The organism is Rhizobium sp. SRDI969 (assembly GCF_025152725.1).
GTDB lineage: Bacteria > Pseudomonadota > Alphaproteobacteria > Rhizobiales > Rhizobiaceae > Rhizobium > Rhizobium leguminosarum_I.
Genome location: NZ_CP104035.1, coordinates 4,740,490 through 4,760,037 on the forward strand (window position 1 = coordinate 4,740,490; position 19,548 = coordinate 4,760,037).

Genomic DNA, 19,548 nt, shown 5'->3' on the forward strand with positions numbered 1-19,548 from the left:
AAGTCACAATCGGGTATACGCATGATCGCAGCTGCAGTCTTCGTAATACTGCCACTCTGCCTCGCCATCGCGGCTGTCTCGGATCTGTTCACCATGACGATCCCGAACCGCGTTTCCCTGATCCTTGTTGTCTCTTTCCTCCTGCTTGCGCCGCTCTCCGGCCTGAGCCTGGAGGCGATCGGCATGCATCTTGTTGCTGCCGCCATCGTCTTTGGCGCCTGCTTTGCCCTTTTTGCCTTCAATGTGATGGGCGGCGGCGACGCCAAGCTGCTGAGCGCTACCGCGCTCTGGTTCGGTCTGAACCAATCCCTTGCATTCCTGATGACCGACGTCGCAGCGGTCGGCGGCCTCATCACCTTGTTGATCCTGCTGGTGAGAACGCAAACGAACACGATCCTCGCCATCGGGCTGCCGGTGCCGAGCTCTTTGCTGCTCGCCAAGAAGATCCCCTATGGCATCGCGATCGCGATCGGCGGTTTCATGGCCTTCCCTTCCTCGCCGCTTTTTCTCGTCGCGCTGGAAAGCCTGAAATAACGGCATTTTAAATGCCCGTTAACTTAAAATGTAAGCGTTCTATTAACCATAATTACACCAATTGCTGAGCATTCTACAGGGCGAACATATCGTGCCCTGAGGAATGATCGATGAAACCGGCCCGCCTTATAATCCTAGCTGTCGCCGTGGTGGCAGCCGGCCTCGCCGGCCTCCTGGCAATGCGCATGGCGGGCAGTGGCGGTGTCGTCACCCAGGTCCGCTCGGTGGTCGAGAAGGAACCGACCGTCAACGTCCTCGTTTCAAGCGCCAATCTGCCGGTCGGCGCAAGGCTGGACGACAAATTGGTGCACTGGATGGCCTGGCCGCAGGGCGGCGTCGTCCAGGGCCTCATCACCGAAGCCGACAAGCCGGATGCGATCAAGGATCTGCAGGGCGCCGTCGTGCGTCTGCCGATCTTCGAGGGCGAACCGATCCGGCCGGAAAAGATCGCCGATTCCAGCAGCCGCATCCTCTCCTCGCTGTTGCCGGCCGGCAAGCGTGCCGTCGCGACCGAGATATCGGTGGCAACAGGTGCCGGCGGTTTCATCCTGCCGAATGACCGCGTCGATGTCATCATGGTCCGCAAGGGCACCGAAGCCGCCAAGCTCATTACCGAAACCGTGCTGAGCAATGTTCGCGTTCTCGCCATCGACCAACAGATCCAGGAAAAGGACGACGGCTCGAAATCGGTGGTCGGCACGACCGCGACGCTCGAGCTCACCCCTGATCAAACGAAGGTTCTCGCTGTCGCCCAGCAGATGGCGGACCGGCTGTCGCTCGCGCTGCGCTCGGTCGCCGATGCGCAGGAGCAGGATACAAGTGCCGCCGACTATCTGCTGAGCGGTGACAACGGCAGTGCGATCATCCAGGTCATCAAATCGGGCGCCATCGTCACGGATGCCAGCGCAGCACCGAAGGCGGAGTAAGAGAACGTGCAAATGGGCAATTCAACGCGGCGCGCCGGACCTCTCCTGACAGGCTGCCTTTGGCTGGCAATCGGCGTCTCCGGTATCGTTCCGACCTCTTTCTCCCCGCTTCTCGGCGCAGGCGAGGCGCACGCCGATTCCGATAGCCTGGTCCGGATCTCTCAGACTGGCCCCAATGCCCATCGCCGGTTGAAGCTCGGGCTCAACAAGGCCGTCGTCGTCGATCTGCCGGACGACGCGCACGATATCCTCGTCTCCGATCCGACCATGGCCGATGCCGTGACCCGTACCTCGCGGCGCATCTACCTGTTCGGCAAGAAGGTCGGCCAGACCAATATCTTCGTCTTCGGTGCCGGTGGACAGGAGATCGTCAATCTCGACATCGAGATCGAACGCGACGTCTCCGGCCTCGAAGTCAATCTCCGCCGCTTCATTCCGGACTCCAACATCAAGGTCGAAATCGTCTCCGATAACATCGTGCTGACCGGCACCGTGCGCACGCCGCAGGACGCCACGCAGGCGGCCGATCTGGCGCAGGTTTTCCTGAAGGGCGGCGAGGCGACGACCAGAACCGAGACCGCATCCGGCACCGGTGGCGATAGCTCGGTGGCGCTCTTTGCCGAAAACCGTCAGGCCTCGCAGGTCGTCAATCTTCTCCAGATCGAGGGCGAGGACCAGGTCACTCTCAAGGTGACGATCGCCGAGGTCCGCCGCGAAGTGCTGAAGCAGCTTGGCTTCGACAACCTCGTTTCCAATTCCTCCGGCATAACGGTCGCCCAACTCGGCAGTCCCGGCACTGACAGTGCCACATCGACGGTTGGCGGCGGCCTGGCGGCGCTCTTCAAGAGCTCGATCGGCAAATACGACATTTCGACGTATCTCAACGCGCTGGAGCAGGCCAAGGTCGTCAAGACGCTCGCCGAGCCGACGCTGACGGCGATATCGGGTCAGGCCGCGACCTTCAATTCCGGCGGCCAGCAGCTCTATTCGACGACCGACAGCAACGGCAACGTCACTGTCGTGCCGTTTAACTACGGTATCAACCTCGCCTTCAAGCCGGTCGTGCTGTCATCGGGACGCATCAGCCTGCAGATCAAGACCAATGTCTCCGAACCGGTGGCCGGCAGCGGCAACGCCACCTATCAGCGCCGTTCGGCGGAGACCTCGGTGGAGCTGCCCTCGGGCGGTTCGATCGCGCTCGCCGGCCTGATCCGCGACAACATTTCCCAGACGATGGGCGGCACGCCCGGCGTCTCGAAGATCCCATTGCTCGGCACGCTCTTCCGCCAAAAGGGTTTCGAGCGTCAGGAAACCGAACTCGTCATCATCGCAACGCCCTATCTCGTGCGTCCGGTGGCGCGCAATCAGCTCAACCGGCCGGACGACAATTTCAGCCCTGAGAATGACGGTGCGACCTTCTTCCTCAACCGTGTCAACAAGGTCTATGGCCGCCGGGAGGCGCCCGTCGCCGACGCGCAGTTCCACGGCTCGATCGGGTTCATCTACAAATGAGCGGGACACGATCGGCAGCAATGGCAGAAAACAGAGATCAGGCGATGGCCCACATGAATTCGACGACACCCCGCTTCGGAATCTCGAAGGCGTTTTTTGCGACGGCTGCCATTTCGATGGCCGTCCTTTCCGGATGCGCCGGCCCGCACGACCAACTGACGACCGGCGGCATTCCGGACGATTACCGCGCCCGCCACCCGATCATCGTGACGGAGGCGGAGCAAACGGTTGATATACCCGTCGCCTCCACCGATCGCCGCCTGACCATCGCCCAGCGCGATCTTATCCGCGGTTTTGCCGCAAACTACATCTCGCGCGCCTCAGGCCCTGTTTACGTGCTGTCGCCGCAAGGCTCGCCCAATTCGGCAGCAGCCTATCAACTGCGCAATCAGGTCCGTGCCGAGCTGGCGTCGCGGGGGATCGCAAGCTCGAAAATCGTCAACACCTCCTATGCCGCGGCCGGCCCCGGTGATGCGGCGCCGATCCGGCTGAGCTTTACCGGCACCACCGCGATCACCACGCAATGCGGCCAGTGGCCGAAGGACATCTCGAACGATTTGAGCAACCAGAATTACTATAATTTCGGCTGCGCCTCGCAGAACAATCTGGCCGCCCAGATCGCCAATCCTGAGGATCTGGTGGCACCCCGCGGCATGACCCCGATCGACGCGCAGCGGCGCAACAATGCCATCCAGGAATACCGGACGACGACATCGACGATCGAAGATGTTGCCGACAGCAACAGCGGCTTCTGAGGCGGAACGAGACCATGAGCGCGATCGAATACGAAATCAGGAATCCCAGCGAGCTTCGCCATGCCGAGGAGGCGGTGCGCATGGCGGATCTGGAAAACATGAGGCCGCTGCCGCGCATCTCCGTCCACGCCTTCTGCGAGAGCGAGACCCTGCAGCGTGTCATGGAACGCTGCGCCAATGATCGGCGCGTGGCGAAGGTCAGCATGCGCATCACCAGCGGCGGCACCGCCGCTGCCGCCAATATGTTTTCCGGCGTCCCGACACCGAACCTCATCATCCTCGAGACCAAGGCGAATGCCGCGAACCTGCTTGCCGAACTCGCGCCGCTTGCCGCGGTCTGCGATCCGACGACCAAAGTCGTCATTATCGGTTATTACAACGATATCGGGCTTTATCGCGAGCTCATCCGCAATGGCATTTCCGAATATATGGTTCAGCCCGTCGCCATGCCCGATATCCTTGCGGCGATGGCCTCGATCTTCGTCGATCCGGACGCCGAGCCGCTCGGTCGCAGCATCGCCTTCATAGGCTCAAAGGGCGGCACCGGCGCCTCGACCATCGCGCATAATTGCGCTTTCGGCATTTCCAATCTCTTCTCCACCGAGACGATCCTCGCCGATCTCGACCTGCCCTATGGTACGGCGAACATCGATTTCGACCAGGATCCGGCCCAGGGCATCGCCGAAGCAGTCTTCGCGCCCGATCGTCTCGACGAGGTCTTCCTCGACCGCCTGCTGACGAAATGTTCCGAGCATCTGTCTTTGCTTGCGGCACCCTCGCTGCTTGACCGTGCCTATGATTTCGATGGCCAGGCTTTCCAGCCGGTGCTCGATGTTCTGCAGCGCAGCGCGCCCGTCACCGTGCTCGATGTTCCGCATGTATGGTCGGAATGGACGCGCTCGGTGCTATCGAGCGTCGACGAGGTGGTCATCGCAGCGGTTCCCGATCTCGCCAATCTGCGCAACGCCAAGAACATGCTGGACGCGTTGCGCAAGATGCGGCCGAACGACAGGCCGCCGCATCTCATCCTCAATCAGGTCGGCATGCCGAAACGTCCGGAGATTTCGCCGTCGGATTTTTGTGAACCGCTGGAAATCGATCCGATCGCGATCATTCCCTTCGACATCAATCTCTTCGGCAACGCTGCCAATAGCGGCCGGATGATCTCTGAAGTCGACCCGAAGTCGCCGACGGCGGAGACCTTTTCGCAGATATCGCACATCGTGACCGGCCGTGTCGCGATCAAGAAGGCGAAGAAGGGCGGCCTAATGGGCCTCCTGAAGCGCAAGTAGACGATGAGCAATTCCAGCAAAAGTGGGCAGCGGTTTTGCCTCCGGAATTGCGTGAAAACAATAAAATGGAGCATTTCCGTGACTCGGAGAGATCGGGAAATGTCCTAGAACGAGCAGATTGGATCGAGTGGCATGTTTGGAAAACGCGGAAACGAAGGTTCCGGAAAGGTCGGAGGTGCCGTTGCGCTCCCGCCGCCGGCTCCGGCCGCCACCCCTGCGGCCTCTTCCCCGTCGATTCTAGTCGAACCCTCGCGTGAGCCCGCACGCCAGCAGGTGACGCCACCGTCGATGCAGACGCCGCCGCGCAAGCGCCCGGCCCGCACCGATGAATATTACGACACCAAGGCGCAGGTCTTTTCGGCGCTAATCGACACCATCGATCTCTCGCAGCTCTCAAAACTCGACGGCGAAAGCGCGCGCGAGGAAATCCGCGACATCGTCAACGACATCATCACCATCAAGAACTTCGCGATGTCGATCTCCGAGCAGGAGGAACTGCTCGAGGATATCTGCAACGACGTTCTGGGTTACGGCCCGCTGGAGCCGCTGCTCGCGCGCGACGATATTGCCGACATCATGGTCAACGGCGCCGGTCAGACCTTCATCGAAGTCGGCGGCAAGACGATCGAATCGGAGATCCGCTTCCGCGACAATGCGCAGCTTCTCTCGATCTGCCAGCGCATCGTCAGCCAGGTCGGCCGCCGTGTCGACGAATCGAGCCCGATCTGCGATGCCCGCCTGCCGGATGGCTCGCGCGTCAACGTCATCGCGCCGCCCCTGTCGATCGACGGGCCGGCGCTCACCATCCGCAAGTTCAAGAAGGACAAGCTGACCCTCGATCAGCTCGTTCGTTTCGGCGCGATCACGCCGGAAGGCGCAACCGTGCTGCAGATCATCGGACGTGTGCGCTGCAACGTCGTCATTTCAGGCGGCACCGGCTCGGGTAAAACCACGCTTCTGAACTGCCTCACCAATTATATCGACAGGGACGAGCGCGTCATCACCTGCGAGGATACGGCCGAATTGCAGCTGCAGCAGCCGCATGTCGTCCGTCTCGAAACGCGCCCGCCGAATATCGAAGGCGAGGGCGAGATCACCATGCGCGATCTCGTCAAGAACTGCCTGCGTATGCGTCCCGAGCGCATCATCGTCGGCGAAGTGCGCGGACCGGAGGTCTTCGACCTGCTGCAGGCGATGAATACCGGTCACGACGGCTCGATGGGCACCATCCACGCCAACACGCCGCGCGAATGCCTGAGCCGTATCGAATCGATGATCGCCATGGGCGGCTTTACCCTGCCGGCAAAAACCGTGCGCGAGATCATTTCCAGCTCGGTCGATGTAGTCATTCAGGCGGCACGCCTTCGTGACGGTTCGCGCCGCATCACCCAGATCACCGAGGTGATCGGCATGGAAGGCGACGTCATTATCACCCAGGATCTGATGCGCTATGAGATCGAAGGCGAGGATGCAAACGGCCGCCTGATCGGCCGGCACATGTCGACCGGCGTCGGCAAGCCGCATTTCTGGGATCGCGCCCGCTACTTCAACGAGGAAAAGCGTCTTGCCGCCGCCCTCGACGCGATGGAAGCGAAGACGAAGGAATAGGCGAGATGTTCGGATTCGATCCCACAGTGCTGGCAATCGTCGCCCTCGCCGCCGTCTCCGCGGCGGCGGTCGCCTATGCCCTGTTGTTTTCGAAAATCGAGGCCGACAAGAAATCGGCAAGCCGCATCAACCGCGTCAAGTCGGCCGAAAGCGACCGGGTCAAGGTCAAGGCTGCCCGTGACCGGGTGCAGGAGCTGTCGAAGCGCCGCAAATCGGTGCAGGACAATCTGAAGGATCTGGAAAAGCGCCAGCACGAAAAGACCAAGAAAACCTTGTCGATGAAATCCCGGCTGGTACAGGCCGGCCTGGCGATCACGGTGGCGAAATTCTATCTCATCAGCGCCGTCTTCGCTTGCGTGCTGCTGCTCGTCGCCTTCGTCGTTGGTGTATCGTGGATGGTCATGGTCGGTGTCGTCGTCGTCGCCGGTCTTGGCCTGCCGCGTTGGGTTCTCGGCTTCCTGATCAAGCGCCGCCAGACCAAGTTTTTGAACGAGCTTCCCAATGCGCTTGACGTCATCACCCGCTCAATCAAGTCGGGCCTGCCGCTCAACGACGCGATCCGCCTTATCGCCACCGAAGGCACAGAACCGGTCAAGAGCGAATTCCGGCGGGTGATCGAGGCGCAGCAGGTGGGCCTCAGCATCCCCGACGCCTGCGCCCGCATGACGATCCACATGCCGCTCCAGGAAGTCAACTTCTTCGCCATCGTTATCGCCATTCAATCGCAGGCTGGCGGCAATCTGTCGGAAGCGATCGGCAACCTCTCCAAGGTGCTGCGCGAGCGCAGGAAGATGAAGGCCAAGGTCCAGGCCCTGTCGATGGAAGCCAAGGCATCGGCCGTCATCATCGGCGCTCTGCCCTTCATCGTCGCGACCCTCGTCTACATGACGTCGCCGAACTACATGATGATCCTTTTCACCGACCCGCGCGGCCATCTCATCATGGGTTTCTCGGCGATCTGGATGTCGATCGGCATCTTCGTCATGCGCAACATGGTCAATTTTGACATCTAGCCGGAAGGAAGCACCATGTCGCAGGATCTTGCCGCAATGCTGACCAATCCGAGCATGCTGATCGCGCTCTTCGTAGCGATCGCCGTCTTCGCGACTTTTTACACGATCGCCATTCCCTTCTTCGAGCGCGGCGATTTGAACAAGCGCATGAAGGCTGTTTCGACCGAGCGCGAGCAGATCCGTGCCCGCGAACGAGCCCGCATGAACACCGAAACCGGCGCCGGCAAGGCCTCGCTCAGGAACCAGAACAACCGCTCGGTCCGTCAGATCGTCGAGCGCTTCAATCTGCGCAAGGCGCTGGTCGACGAAAACACGGTCAATAAGCTGCGTGCCGCCGGTTTCCGCTCGGAAAATGCGCTGAATACCTTTCTCGTGGCGCGTTTCCTGCTGCCCTTCCTTTTTCTGACGCTTGCCGCCGTCTGGGTCTTCGGCCTCGGCAATCTCGCCGGAAGAGGCATGCCCATCCGTCTCTTCGCCGTCATCGGCGTCGGTTATCTCGGCTTCTACGCCCCGAACATCTATATCTCCAACCGCATGGGCAAGCGCCAGCACTCGATCAAGCGCGCCTGGCCGGATGCGCTGGACCTGATGCTGATCTGCGTCGAATCCGGCATCTCGATCGAGGCTGCGATGCGCCGTGTGTCGGAAGAACTCGGCGAACAGTCGCCGGCGCTCGCCGAGGAGATGGTGCTGACCACGGCCGAGCTCTCCTTCCTGCCGGATCGCCGCGTGGCGCTCGAAAATCTTGCCACGCGCACCCAGATCGAGCTGGTGCGTTCGGTGACGCAGGCGCTGATCCAGGCCGATCGCTACGGCACGCCGGTCGCGCAGGCGCTGCGCGTTCTCGCCCAGGAAGGACGCGACGAGCGGATGAACGAGGCGGAAAAAAAGGCGGCCGCCCTGCCGCCGAAGCTGACGGTGCCGATGATCCTGTTCTTTCTGCCGGTGCTGATCGCCGTCATTCTCGGTCCGGCTGGCATTCAGGTGGCAGACAAGTTCTGACGGTTGAGCCGGAAAAAGGCGACCGCTTTCGGCGGAAGACGATGTTTATCAAGGACCATCAGTCCGATCAGCCACCAGCAAACGCGCGTGACCGCAGCCGGCAGAGCTGGTAAATGGGGTGAATGGCCATCGGCAAGCGCAGGCGCCCCCGCGGCGCCCCTGATGTTCGTTCAATCCAAAAGAGAGGTTTCCGATGTCTTCTGCGGGCATTTTCATCAGCATCATGGCAGCCTTGGCCGTCGGCGCGATGAGCCCTGGCCCGAGCTTCGTCGTCGTCTCCAGGATCGCCATCTCGCGGTCCAGGCTGGATGGCCTTGCGGCCGCACTTGGCATGGGCGCTGGCGGTGTCGTTTTTGCCGTGCTGGCGCTTGCCGGGCTGACGGCGCTGCTGTCTCAGTTCGAATGGCTCTATGTCCTGCTGAAGGTCGCAGGCGGTGCCTATCTCGTCTATATCGCAGTCAATATCTGGAGGAGCGCCGGTCGGCCGCTCGAGGTCTCTGACACCGTCAACGGCAATTGTGCGCCGAGGCTGAGCTTCATGACCGCGCTGCTGACCCAACTCAGCAACCCGAAGACCATCATCGTCTATGCCAGCATCTTTGCCGCACTTTTACCGAGGACGGTGCCGCTCAGTCTCATCGTCGCGCTGCCGCTCGGCGTCTTCGTCGTGGAGGCGGGGTGGTATTCGATCGTGGCCTTCGCTTTTTCGGCCCGCCACCCGCGGCGGCTCTATCTTGCAGCCAAGAGCTGGATCGACCGCAGCGCGGGTGTCGTCATGGCCGGCCTCGGCCTCCGGCTCATTCTCGCGGGCGTAAGTGATCGATAGGCTGTCGCACGTGACTTCGGACGCTCTCGAGCGCAGAGGAGATCCGGTCAGTTGGTATTGCTGCCGTCCGCTGCGCCCGGCGTCTTGTCCTTGGCGGCGAGTTTCTGCCAGGAATTTGGCTGTGAGAGCATGCCTCTGAGATAGGCGACATTGGCATCGGCCTGTTGCGGCGAAAGTTCGCGCCGCGCGATCTGCTCGGCTTCCGGGAAACGTCCTTGCAGACCGACGACGAGGGCAAGGTTCTGCCTGACGCGGCTGTCGGCCGTCGCCTGGCTGGCGGCGGAGCGCAGATAGGTTTCGGCCGTGCGCAGGTCGCCGGTCAGCACGTAGGACATGCCGAGGTTGGAAAGGATGGAGGGCTCGTTCGGCTGGATGTCGAGCGCGTCGCGGTAGCGCTGCCTGGCATCGCTTGCCCGGCCCATCTGGTCGAGGATCGCGCCTTGGGCCGAGACCAGCTTCCAGTCCGGACGGTCGGGTGTCTGGGCGCGGCCGATCGTGTCGAGCGCCTGCTGGAACTGGCCGGCCGCCGCCTGCGCCTTGCCGTAGGCGGCCAGCACGTTGCGGTCGCCGGGATTTGCAATCGCCACCTGCTGCATGACCGCGAGCGCCTGTGTGTCGCGGCCGTTCATGCGCAGCAGATTGGCATAATTGACGCCGGTAATGGGATCACGCGGGTTCTTTTCATAGGCCTGGCCGAGCCGGTCCGTCGCCGAGCGCAGCTCGGTCGCGTCCATCTCGTCAACCGGCTTAGTGAGTTTCGGCACCGAGCCTGTCGTCATCCGGTCCTTGGTCGTCGAGCAGCCGGCGAGTGCCAGGACGAGCAGCGAGGCCGCGGCGCCCTGCAGGATACGATTCGTGAATATGGTGGTGAGCGAGGCAGGCATGGCGCGTTCCTGGATTCCGAAATCGGCGCCTGACCTCGAAGCGGAACAGGGAAAGGTTTGACGCGTAATCTTCGCTCCAGCAATAGTCTGTTAACCCTAACAGACCGTTAAGGAACGATTCCTTACGACCGCCGAAGGACAATCATGGCCCCCTATCAGTTCATCGAGAGACCGACTCCTTTCAACACGAAGGGCGGTTCGACGCTGCCGATCTTTGCCGTCACGCCTGCCCATATCGACACCGGCACGATCGATCCGATCGCGCTCGATTGGGCGCAGAGGGCAGGCTACAAGGCCGAAAGCGGGTCGCTGCTGCTGATCCCGACGGCTGAGGGCCATCTCGGCGGCGCGCTTTACGGCCTCGGCACCAACCCATCCGAGCAGCCATACATCACCGGCAGGCTCGCCCGTGCGCTGCCGGCCGGCGACTGGCACATCGAGACCGCGCCGCTGACGGCAAATCGCCTGGCGCTCGGCTTCGGGCTCGGCAGCTACCGTTTCGACCGTTACAAATCCGAAAAATCGGCGGCGGCGACGCTGATGATCCCCCGCGATGCCGACGCCGCCGACATCAAGCGCCAACTGGCTGGCGTCTTTCTTGCCCGCGACCTGATTAATACGCCGACGAACGACATGGGCCCGAACCAACTCGAGGCCGTTTTCCGTGGCCTGGCCGAACATTACAAGGCGGAGATATCGGTGATTGCGGGCGACGACCTGCTCACGCAGAACTTCCCGCTGGTCCATACCGTCGGCCGCGCCAGCGCCGATGCGCCACGCCTTCTCGAACTGCGCTGGGGCAAGAAGGGCCATCGCAAGGTGACGCTCGTCGGCAAGGGCGTCTGCTTCGACACCGGCGGTCTCGACATCAAACCTGCCGCCTCCATGCTGCTGATGAAGAAAGACATGGGCGGCGCGGCGAATGTCATGGGGCTTGCCCTGATGATCATGGACGCCAAGCTGAAGGTCGACCTGCGTGTTATCGTGCCGGTCGTCGAAAACGCGATCTCGTCCAACGCTTTTCGGCCCGGCGACATCTACCGCAGCCGCAAAGGCCTGACCGTCCAGATCGACAATACCGACGCCGAAGGCCGTCTGATCCTTGCCGATGCGCTTGCCTACGCCGATGAGGAAGAGCCCGAGCTCTTGATCGACATGGCGACGCTGACCGGCGCCGCCCGCGTTGCTCTCGGTCCGGACCTCCCGCCCTTCTTCACCGATGACGCCAATCTGGCGCATGACCTGACCGAAGCGAGCCTGGAAACCGACGATCCGCTCTGGCGCCTGCCGCTCTATTCCGGCTACGAAAAGGACATCCGCACCAAGTTCGCCGACCTTACCAACGCACCCGCCGGCGGCATGGCGGGTGCGATCACTGCGGCCCTCTTCCTCAAGCGTTTCGTCAGCAAGGCGAAGAGCTGGGTGCATTTCGATATCTTCGGCTGGGCTCCGTCCGAACGGCCGCATTCGCCGGGCGGCGGCGAGGCACAGGCGATCCGCGCGCTCTTTCACCATATCCGCGAAAGCCTGCGCTGAGCCCATACGCAAAAAGTGTTGAGGCGCGCCGCGTGTTCACGCGCTGCGCCTCGCTATCGATCGTTAAAATTTTATTCACCCTGCCGGGCGGCAATTTCCAGCGCCCCTTGCATGTGCATGGCAACTGCCGGAAAATGAAACGTTAGCGTAACGATCTTCCGGAGGGGCCGTGCCGATCGAACTGACCGCCTCGCAGGCGCTGGGGCTCTGGCATGGCGCGGCGCTCGATCAGGTCCGCCACGATGACCGCGATTTGACGTTGCGCCAGATGGCGATCCTGCTGCATATTTATCTGGTGCCGCCGCCGCACACCGTGCGCGGGCTTGCCGCCACGCTTGAAGTCACCAAGCCGGTCATTACCCGCGCCTTGGATACGATGGGCGAGATGGGCCTGGTCGATCGTGTGCGTGACGATGCCGACCGGCGCAACGTGATCATCAAGCGTACCGTCGGCGGCGCGCTCTACCTGGAAAAGCTCGGCGATCTCATCCGAGATCAGGCGCGCCGACTGCCGATCTGAAAGGAATGCGAATGACGATGCTCGACCGCCGCCTGCATGCCTATAGACCAGATCTCGCGGAAGCGAGGCTTGAGGGCAAGGTCGAGGCGTTGCGCTTCGTGGAAGGCGCGCCGGCCCGTGTTGCCGTTCCCGTCGTGGGTTTACGCCCTGAACCGAATCTTGCGCGCGGCATCGATACGGAGCTGCTTCTCGGCGAGGACGTGACGGTTTTCGATCGCGCCGACGGCTGGTGCTGGGTGAAAGCCGCCTCGGACGGCTATGTCGGTTATGTCGCGGCAGATGCGCTCTTGGAAGGCAAGCCGGCGCCGACCCATATCGTCACCGTGCAACGCAGCTTCGTCTATCCGGAACCGGAACTGCGCAAGCCCTACCAGGCCATCGTGTCGATGGGAAGCCGCGTTCATGTCGCCGGCGAGGCGGAAGCGCGGGGCAATCGCTACGTCGTCCTCGATGACGGAACGGCAATCTTCGCCAAGCACGTCCAGCCGATCGGTGCCCTCGATGGCGCCGATTACGTGGAGATCGCAGCCCGTTTCCTGGAAACGCCCTATCTCTGGGGCGGGCGCTCCGGCCTCGGCATCGATTGCTCCGGCCTTGTCCAACTGGCGATGCTGATGACGGGCAGAGCTGCGCCGCGCGATACCGACCTGCAGGCGGCCGGCCTCGGCCAGCCGATCGACCGATCCGAAATCCGCCGTGGCGACCTGGTATTCTGGAAGGGCCATGTCGCCGTCTTCGAGGATCCGGAAACGATCCTCCATGCCAATGGCCACAGCATGACGGTGGCGCGCGAGAATTTCGCGGCCGCGGTCGAGCGCATCGGCTGGCTCTACGAGCAACCGACCGGCTATCGCCGCCCGATCAGCTGATCAGCTGACTGCATAATTCCTTAAATCGGAATCGATTTAAGGACAAAATTATGCAGCCATTCAAAGTGCTACAGCGTCCTTTGCGCGTCCGAAAAGACGCGCGGCGCTGTAGTCGGCCGCGGCCAGGATCTTACCCCGCCCGTCCAGTCCTCGAAGGCTTTCGACAGTCTCAGCACCCGCAGATCATCGAAACGCGGCCCGACGATCTGCAGGCCGATCGGCATGCCCGATCGGGAGAAACCGCAATTGATCGAAGCAGCCGGCTGCTCAGACATGTTCCACGGCACCGTGAAACCGATGTGCTCGAACGGCAGGGCCGGATCGTTGGTCGGCGATGCCCATTCGGCCGGATAGGAGATGATCGGATTGGTCGGCGAAAGCACGGCGTCGACCTCGGTGAACAGCCGTCCGCAGCTCTTGCGCATCTCGATCGTCTGATTGAAGCCCTTGACCGCATCGACACCGCTGATGTCGGCGCCGCCCATCGCCCAATCCCTGATATAAGGCAGGATGCTGTCGCGCCGTTCTTCGTCGAGGTCCGCGATATCGCCCCAGAACCGGGACCGCCAGAAATTGTCGAGGCCATCCAGCATCGCGCGCGTCAGCACCGGCTGCACTGATATAATGGTGGCGCCGGCCTTCTCGAAATGTTGCGCCGCCGCTTCGACCGCGACCCTGATCTCGTCGTCCACCGCAAGCCCGCAGCCGGCATCGAGCATCAGCCCGATCTTCAAGCCCGACACGTCGATGTCGAGATCCATCCAGTTGAAATCGTTCGGCGGCAGGCTGGTGCCGTCGCGCCAGTCCGGGCGCGACAGCGTCGCCATCGAAAAGGCCGCATCCTCGACCGTGCGCGCCATCGGCCCGACGCAGCGCCCGACATAATAGGGATCGGCTGGAATGCGCCCGTGGCTCGGCTTGAAACCGAAGATGCCGGTCCAACCGGCGGGAAGGCGCACCGAGCCGCCGATATCGGTGCCGATATGCAGCGGTCCGTAGGCGGCGGCCGCCGCTGCGGAAGCCCCGGCGCTCGATCCGCCGGGATTTTGCGTGGTGTTCCAGGGATTGCGGCTGAGAGGATGAAAGCTCGAAAGCCCGGAGGAAAGCATGCCGTAATCGGGGCAGGTGGTCTTGGCGAAGATCACCGCGCCGTCTTCCCGCAGTCGGGCCGCGGCCGGTGCGTCGGCCTCTGCCGGCTTCAGTTCCACTGCCCTCGTGCCGAGCGGAACCGGCTGGCCCTTCGTGGCGATCAGCTCTTTCAGCGTTACCGGGATGCCGTCCAGGGCGCCAAGCGTTTCTCCCTTCGCCCAGCGCTCCGTCGACGCTTTCGCCTGGGCGCGCGCCGATTCCGGATCGTAGAGGTAGAGTGCCGAAATCGAAGGCTCCCAGGCCGCGATATGGTCTTCGAGGGAAAGCCAGTATTCGAGGGGGGAGAGGCTTTTATCGGCGAAGTGCTGACTGAGTTCGCGAATGGTAAGGTCGGTTTCGGTCATGGCATGGTCTTTCGGGCTTTTCGTCTTGGGAGGACATCAGCGGCTCGCCTCGCGCGGATCGAGCAGATCGCGCAAACCGTCGCCGAGCATGTTGAAGCCGAAGACGGTGAGCGCGATGGCAAGACCGGGCAGGATCGCCAGCCAGGGGGCGAGCGCCAGATAGGTTTGCGCATCGGCAAGCATCCGGCCCCAGGTCGGCGCCGGCGGCGCTATGCCAAGCCCGAGGAAGCTGAGACCCGCTTCGGTGAGGATTGCCAGCCCCAGCTGGATCGCGCCATGCACGATGATCTGGCTCATGATATTCGGCAGCACATGGCGCAGCGAAATGGTCAGTCGCGTATTACCGATCGCGCGCGCCGCCGTCACATAGTCGCGGCTCCAGGCCTGCAGCGAGGTCGCAAGCGTCACCCGGGCAAAGACCGGGATCATGAAGACGGCAATCGCGGTGATCGCGGTGAACCGCCCTGGCCGGAGAAAGGCGCCGAGCATCATGGCGGACAGGATCGGTGGAAGCGCGAAGATGACGTCGCAGATGCGCATCAGCAGTGCTTCGAACGGACCGCGGATCGCCGCCGCCGAAATGCCGGCGATCGAGCCTAGCGCCCCGCCGATCATCACCGCGGTGATGGCGATCGACAGCGAATTCCAGCAGCCCGCCATCAGCATCGAAAGCACATCGCGGCCGAACTGGTCCGTGCCGAGCAGACCGAAGGCAAGCGGCGGCTGCAATTTGTGGATGATCTGCATTTTCGCCGGCGGCAGCGGCGTCCAGACGAGCGACAGCAGCGCAACGGCGACCAGCAGGCCGATGATGACAGTCCCAGCAATCAAGTTCATTCGCCGGCTAAGTCTAAAGACTCGATGGCGGCCGGCGATCGCGGGGGATGCAATCGGTACCATGGTTCAGGCCGCCTTTCTCATCCTGGGATCGATCGCCAGATAGGAGAGATCGACAATGAAATTCATCACGATGACCAGGCCTGCGAAGAACAGCACGACGTCCTGCATGACGATGACGTCGCGCTGGGAGAGCGCCTGTAGCGCGAGCCGCCCGAGGCCGGGCAGGTTGAAGACGTTTTCCACCAGCACCGCGCCGGCGACGAGAAAGGTGAATTGCAGCCCGATCATCGTCAGGATCGGGATCATCGCATTCGGCACGATATGGCGCCACAGCACCGCACTGCGTGACAGTCCCTTGGCGACGGCAGTGCGGGCAAAATCCTCATGCATCGTGTCGAGCACCGCCGAGCGCGCCACCCGCGTCAACACGCCCGCCTGCGGCATCGCCAGCGCGACAGCGGGCATAACCAGCGCCTGCAGCGCCGGCAGCAGGCCGGCACTCCAGCCCGGGAAGCCGCCAGCCGGCATCAGCCCGAGCATCGTCGAAAACAGAATGATCAACAGCAGCGCCACCCAGAAGGCGGGCATCGCAATGCTGATCTGCGAAAAAAGGGTTCCGATGATGTCGAAGATGCCGCCGCGGCGCGAGGCGGCCAGCACGCCGAGCGGCAAGGCAATCGCCACCGAAAGCGCGATCGCCATCAGCGCCAGCGGCAGCGTTACCGCTAGCCGCTCGATGATCAACCCCGCGACCGGTACGCCATAGGTTAGCGAATTGCCGAGATTGCCGGAGAGCACGCCGGTCAACCATTGCCCGTAACGCAGCAGCAGCGGTTGATCGAGCCCGAGATCGTGGCGCAGCGCGGCAAGCGTTTCCGGTGTCGCCGAGGTGCCGAGCATGATCGAGGCGGGATCGCCGGGCAGAAGGTCCATGACGGTGAAGATCAGCAGCGAGACGACGATCAGTGTGACGAGGAGACCGGTGAAGCGGCGGGCGAGGATTGGGATCATATGATAGGTCCGCTCGCCGTTCTGGCAACTCCACTCTCCGTCATCCCAGGCCTTGAGCCTGGGATCCATGCCATTGCTGCTGATGGATGCGGTGTGGATGCTCGGCTCAAGGCCGAGCATGACGGAGGGTGGGGCGGGCGGAAGGAGCTATTCATGACGCAGGCGCCCGCACCAGGAATGCCATCCGCCAGCGAAACCAAACAATGTCGGCCCGAACTGAACTGACTTGTGAGGAAGGAGAGGGCTGTGCGTCATATCGGCTAAATGCATGTCGGATTTCTCCAAGGCCATCACCTCATCGCATCCCGCCTGACCTGTTCGCTCACTCGTCCCAGGAAACACCAGACAGCACGTTGGAAGGGATCGGCTCGTTCTCCCACAGGCCCTTCAGCTTGCTATCCCAGACGCCGAGTTTCGGCATGACGAAGAGGTAGAGCGCCGGCACGTCCTCGGCGAGGATCTTCTGCGCTTCGCCGTAGATCGCATTCTGCGCGGCGGGATCGGCGGTCTCCTGGACCTTCTTCATCAGCGCGTTGAAAGCAGGGTTCTTGTAATTGAAATAATAGGGATCGCGGGAATAGATGTCGATGTCGAGCGGTTCGGCATGGGCAACGATCGTCATGTCGAAGTTGCGGTCCTTCATGATGTCCTGGACCCACTTCGCCGGAAATTCGGTCGGCTCGATATTCATCGTCACGCCGATCTCGGCAAACATCGCCTGCATCACCTGGGCGCTGCGCGGCGCATAGGCCATCTGCGGCGATTTGATCGTAAAGGTAAAGCCGTTGGGGTAGCCGGCTTCGGCGAGCAGCGCCTTCGCCTTCTCGACGTCGTAGGGCAGCACATTGGTCATGTCCTGATAGCCCGGATCGTTCGGCGTGTAATGGCTGCCGATCGGCATGCCGAGGCCGGACCACGCGCCGTCGATCACCGTCTTGCGGTCAATCGCCATCATCAGCGCCTGGCGGACGCGTTTGTCGTCGAAAGGCTTCTTGGCAGTGTTCATGCCGGCAACGACCTTGAGCTCGGTATTGCCGATCCTGGTGACGAGCCTCGCATCACCGTCGAAGGAACTCATCAGCTCAGGTGCGGCAAATTCCGGGAAGGCATCGAGATCGCCGGATTTCAGCGCAGCCGCCTGCGCCTGCGGATCGGCGATGAAGCGGAAGGTCACCGTGTCGAGTTTGGCGGCCGCATCCTTGTTCCAATAATCGGCATTCCTGGTGAGTTCGACCTTGTCGCCCTTCGCCCAGCTGGCGAATTTGAACGGACCGGTGCCCACTGGCGTCGTCTTGTCGTCGGCAGCCGTCTTCGGTGCGACCATCACTGAGGCCGGCCAGCCGAGCCAGTAGACCAGGCTGCCGGTCGGTGCCGAGAGATGCAGCACCAGCGTTTCGGCATCAGGCGTGTCGATCGAGGCGATCGAGGCGAAGAAGCGTTTCTGCGGATTAACCGAATCGGCGCCGCGGGCGCGGTCCAGCGAAAACTTGGCGCTCGCGGCATCGAAGGCCTCGCCGTCATGGAATTTGACGCCGGTCTGCAGCTTGAACGTATAGGTCAGGCCATCGGGCGAGATTTCCCAGCTTTTCGCCAGTTGCGGCTGGATCTTGCCGGCCTGGTCGATCGTCACCAGCCCCTCGAACACGCTCTGCCAGGTCACTTGGCCGATCGCGACCGGTGCTGCGATCGTCGGGTCGAGACCGGTCGGCTCGACGCTCATGCCGAGATTGAGCGTGGTCTTCGCCGCCTCGGCCGGCGTCATCGCCGTCATCACCAGGCCGGCCGAAAGCGCGGCACCGAGCGAAAGCCGCCTGAAGAAACGCGCTGAAGGCGCAAACGAAAGCTTGGTCATCATGTTCCCTTATCTGGCCGCGCGTCGATGACGAAGACCTTTTGCGAGGAGAGTGACACTATGCCGGTGCACACACAATGACGATTTTGTGTCCTCAGTGTAGCCAAAAAAGCTACACCGTAAATCTGCGGGCAATGCAAGCTCGAAGCGTCAGTCTTTCGTCTCGGCCCGGCGGTTGGTGCGCTCGCGCATGAACCTCTCGATGAAGTCGAGGAGTTTCGTCGCCGCGTAGGACAGCTGCCGGTCCGGCGCCACGCAAAGATCGACATGGGTGCGGATGCCGGTCTTGCCGGCGAGCGGAATGGCAAGGAGCTGACGCGCTTCAATCTCACGGCGAACAGTCAACGCCGGCAGCAGCGTTGCGGCAGCCCCTCTGAGCACCAGTTCCTTCAGCATTTCGAGAGAGCTGGTGACGAAGACGGGATCGAGGCTCAGCCCCTCCTTCTCGAGCAGCGCGTCGAAGGCCTGGCGGAAGCCGAAGGATTGATCCGGCAGTGCCAAGGCGTAGTCGGCGAGCGTCCTCAGCGGGATCTCGGCATGCGCAGCGGCCGGATGCTGCGGCGTGGTGATGAGGTCATAGGCGATCTCGGAGCGCAGCCGCACCTTGGTGCCGGACATAGGAGGCGCAAACAGCGTCACCGCAATATCCGCCTCGGCGCTGTTGACGGCGTCGACCGCCTGCCGCGCGCTGGTGATCGTCACGGCAAAGCGCAGCTTCGGATATTTCAGGCTGAATTCGGCGAGCGCCGGCGCCAGCAGATTGGCGACGGTCGCGCCATTGGCATAGATGCTGACGCGGCCGCGCTGCAGGCCCTTCAAGTCTTCGATCAGCTGCTGTACGTGATCGAGTTCGCGCAGCGTCCGGCCGGCGCGGGCGGCAAGCAACTCGCCGGCGGCCGTCAGCTTGACGCCGCGGGCGCTGCGTTCGACGAGCGGCGCACCGAAATGATATTCGAGGTTCTCGATCTGCCGGCTGATCGCCGTCGGCGCGACATTGAGATTCTCGGCCGCCTGGCGCATCGAATTGGTCCTGACCAACTCGTCGAAATACATCAGCGCCCGGATCTGCATTCAC

Annotated in this window: 18 protein-coding genes; 12 read left to right on the forward strand and 6 right to left on the reverse strand. The window is 62.4% G+C overall.

Features of this window, described 5'->3' with window-relative positions; genetic code table 11:
- The first annotated feature begins 21 nt into the window (after positions 1–21).
- The 9 genes from N2A41_RS23335 to N2A41_RS23375 all read left to right on the forward strand — a co-directional run bounded on the left by N2A41_RS23335 (position 22) and on the right by N2A41_RS23375 (position 9,468).
- Positions 22–534, forward strand: a complete 513-nt coding sequence (locus tag N2A41_RS23335) for an A24 family peptidase (RefSeq protein WP_260109817.1) — start codon at positions 22–24, stop codon at positions 532–534.
- Positions 535–644: 110 nt separating this feature from the next.
- Positions 645–1,460, forward strand: a complete 816-nt coding sequence (gene cpaB, locus N2A41_RS23340; protein WP_222248561.1) for a Flp pilus assembly protein CpaB — start codon at positions 645–647, stop codon at positions 1,458–1,460.
- Between the two features lie 12 nt (positions 1,461–1,472).
- Complete coding sequence (locus tag N2A41_RS23345) at positions 1,473–2,972, forward strand: type II and III secretion system protein family protein (protein ID WP_260109818.1); 1,500 nt, start codon at positions 1,473–1,475, stop codon at positions 2,970–2,972.
- Positions 2,969–3,727, forward strand: a complete 759-nt coding sequence (locus N2A41_RS23350; protein ID WP_260109819.1) for a CpaD family pilus assembly protein — start codon at positions 2,969–2,971, stop codon at positions 3,725–3,727. Before N2A41_RS23345 ends, N2A41_RS23350 begins: the two co-directional genes overlap by 4 nt.
- Before the next feature lie 14 nt (positions 3,728–3,741).
- Positions 3,742–5,019, forward strand: coding sequence for an AAA family ATPase (locus N2A41_RS23355; protein ID WP_260109820.1), 1,278 nt, complete (start codon positions 3,742–3,744; stop codon positions 5,017–5,019).
- A 132-nt stretch (positions 5,020–5,151) separates the two neighbouring features.
- The gene (locus tag N2A41_RS23360; protein ID WP_260109821.1) at positions 5,152–6,627 is read left to right on the forward strand and encodes a CpaF family protein; all 1,476 of its coding nucleotides are present in this window, start codon (positions 5,152–5,154) and stop codon (positions 6,625–6,627) included.
- Positions 6,628–6,632: 5 nt separating this feature from the next.
- A complete protein-coding gene (locus N2A41_RS23365) occupies positions 6,633–7,640 on the forward strand; it encodes a type II secretion system F family protein (protein ID WP_260109822.1) in 1,008 nt (335 codons plus the stop codon).
- 15 nt (positions 7,641–7,655) lie between these two features.
- Positions 7,656–8,642 (forward strand): type II secretion system F family protein, encoded by a 987-nt coding sequence (locus tag N2A41_RS23370; protein ID WP_260109823.1) that lies wholly within the window; start codon positions 7,656–7,658, stop codon positions 8,640–8,642.
- Positions 8,643–8,835: 193 nt separating this feature from the next.
- Positions 8,836–9,468 (forward strand): LysE family translocator, encoded by a 633-nt coding sequence (locus N2A41_RS23375; protein ID WP_260109824.1) that lies wholly within the window; start codon positions 8,836–8,838, stop codon positions 9,466–9,468.
- Between the two features lie 47 nt (positions 9,469–9,515).
- Here N2A41_RS23375 and N2A41_RS23380 read toward each other — a convergent pair whose 3' ends face one another.
- A complete protein-coding gene (locus tag N2A41_RS23380) occupies positions 9,516–10,352 on the reverse strand; it encodes a tetratricopeptide repeat protein (protein WP_260109825.1) in 837 nt (278 codons plus the stop codon).
- A 144-nt stretch (positions 10,353–10,496) separates the two neighbouring features.
- Here N2A41_RS23380 and N2A41_RS23385 point away from each other — a divergent pair, with 144 nt between their 5' ends.
- The 3 genes from N2A41_RS23385 to N2A41_RS23395 all read left to right on the forward strand — a co-directional run bounded on the left by N2A41_RS23385 (position 10,497) and on the right by N2A41_RS23395 (position 13,277).
- On the forward strand, positions 10,497–11,888 hold the full coding sequence (locus N2A41_RS23385) for a leucyl aminopeptidase family protein (RefSeq protein WP_260109826.1): 1,392 nt from the start codon (positions 10,497–10,499) through the stop codon (positions 11,886–11,888).
- A 169-nt stretch (positions 11,889–12,057) separates the two neighbouring features.
- On the forward strand, positions 12,058–12,408 hold the full coding sequence (locus N2A41_RS23390) for a MarR family transcriptional regulator (RefSeq protein WP_064247479.1): 351 nt from the start codon (positions 12,058–12,060) through the stop codon (positions 12,406–12,408).
- A gap of 11 nt (positions 12,409–12,419) precedes the next feature.
- On the forward strand, positions 12,420–13,277 hold the full coding sequence (locus tag N2A41_RS23395) for a C40 family peptidase (RefSeq protein WP_260109827.1): 858 nt from the start codon (positions 12,420–12,422) through the stop codon (positions 13,275–13,277).
- Positions 13,278–13,345: 68 nt separating this feature from the next.
- Here N2A41_RS23395 and N2A41_RS23400 read toward each other — a convergent pair whose 3' ends face one another.
- The 5 genes from N2A41_RS23400 to N2A41_RS23420 all read right to left on the reverse strand — a co-directional run bounded on the left by N2A41_RS23400 (position 13,346) and on the right by N2A41_RS23420 (position 19,544).
- Positions 13,346–14,770 carry an amidase gene (locus N2A41_RS23400; protein WP_260109828.1) on the reverse strand — a complete coding sequence of 475 codons (1,425 nt, stop codon included), beginning with the start codon at positions 14,768–14,770 and terminating at the stop codon, positions 13,346–13,348.
- Positions 14,771–14,806: 36 nt separating this feature from the next.
- Entirely contained in the window at positions 14,807–15,670 is an 864-nt protein-coding gene (locus N2A41_RS23405; protein WP_260109829.1) for an ABC transporter permease, read from the reverse strand.
- Between the two features lie 3 nt (positions 15,671–15,673).
- On the reverse strand, positions 15,674–16,621 hold the full coding sequence (locus N2A41_RS23410; RefSeq protein ID WP_260111087.1) for an ABC transporter permease: 948 nt from the start codon (positions 16,619–16,621) through the stop codon (positions 15,674–15,676).
- Between the two features lie 322 nt (positions 16,622–16,943).
- Positions 16,944–18,473: an ABC transporter substrate-binding protein gene (locus N2A41_RS23415; protein ID WP_260111088.1), complete on the reverse strand. Its 1,530-nt coding sequence runs from the start codon at positions 18,471–18,473 to the stop codon at positions 16,944–16,946.
- 150 nt (positions 18,474–18,623) lie between these two features.
- Positions 18,624–19,544 (reverse strand): LysR substrate-binding domain-containing protein, encoded by a 921-nt coding sequence (locus N2A41_RS23420; RefSeq protein WP_260109830.1) that lies wholly within the window; start codon positions 19,542–19,544, stop codon positions 18,624–18,626.
- Positions 19,545–19,548 lie beyond the last annotated feature (4 nt).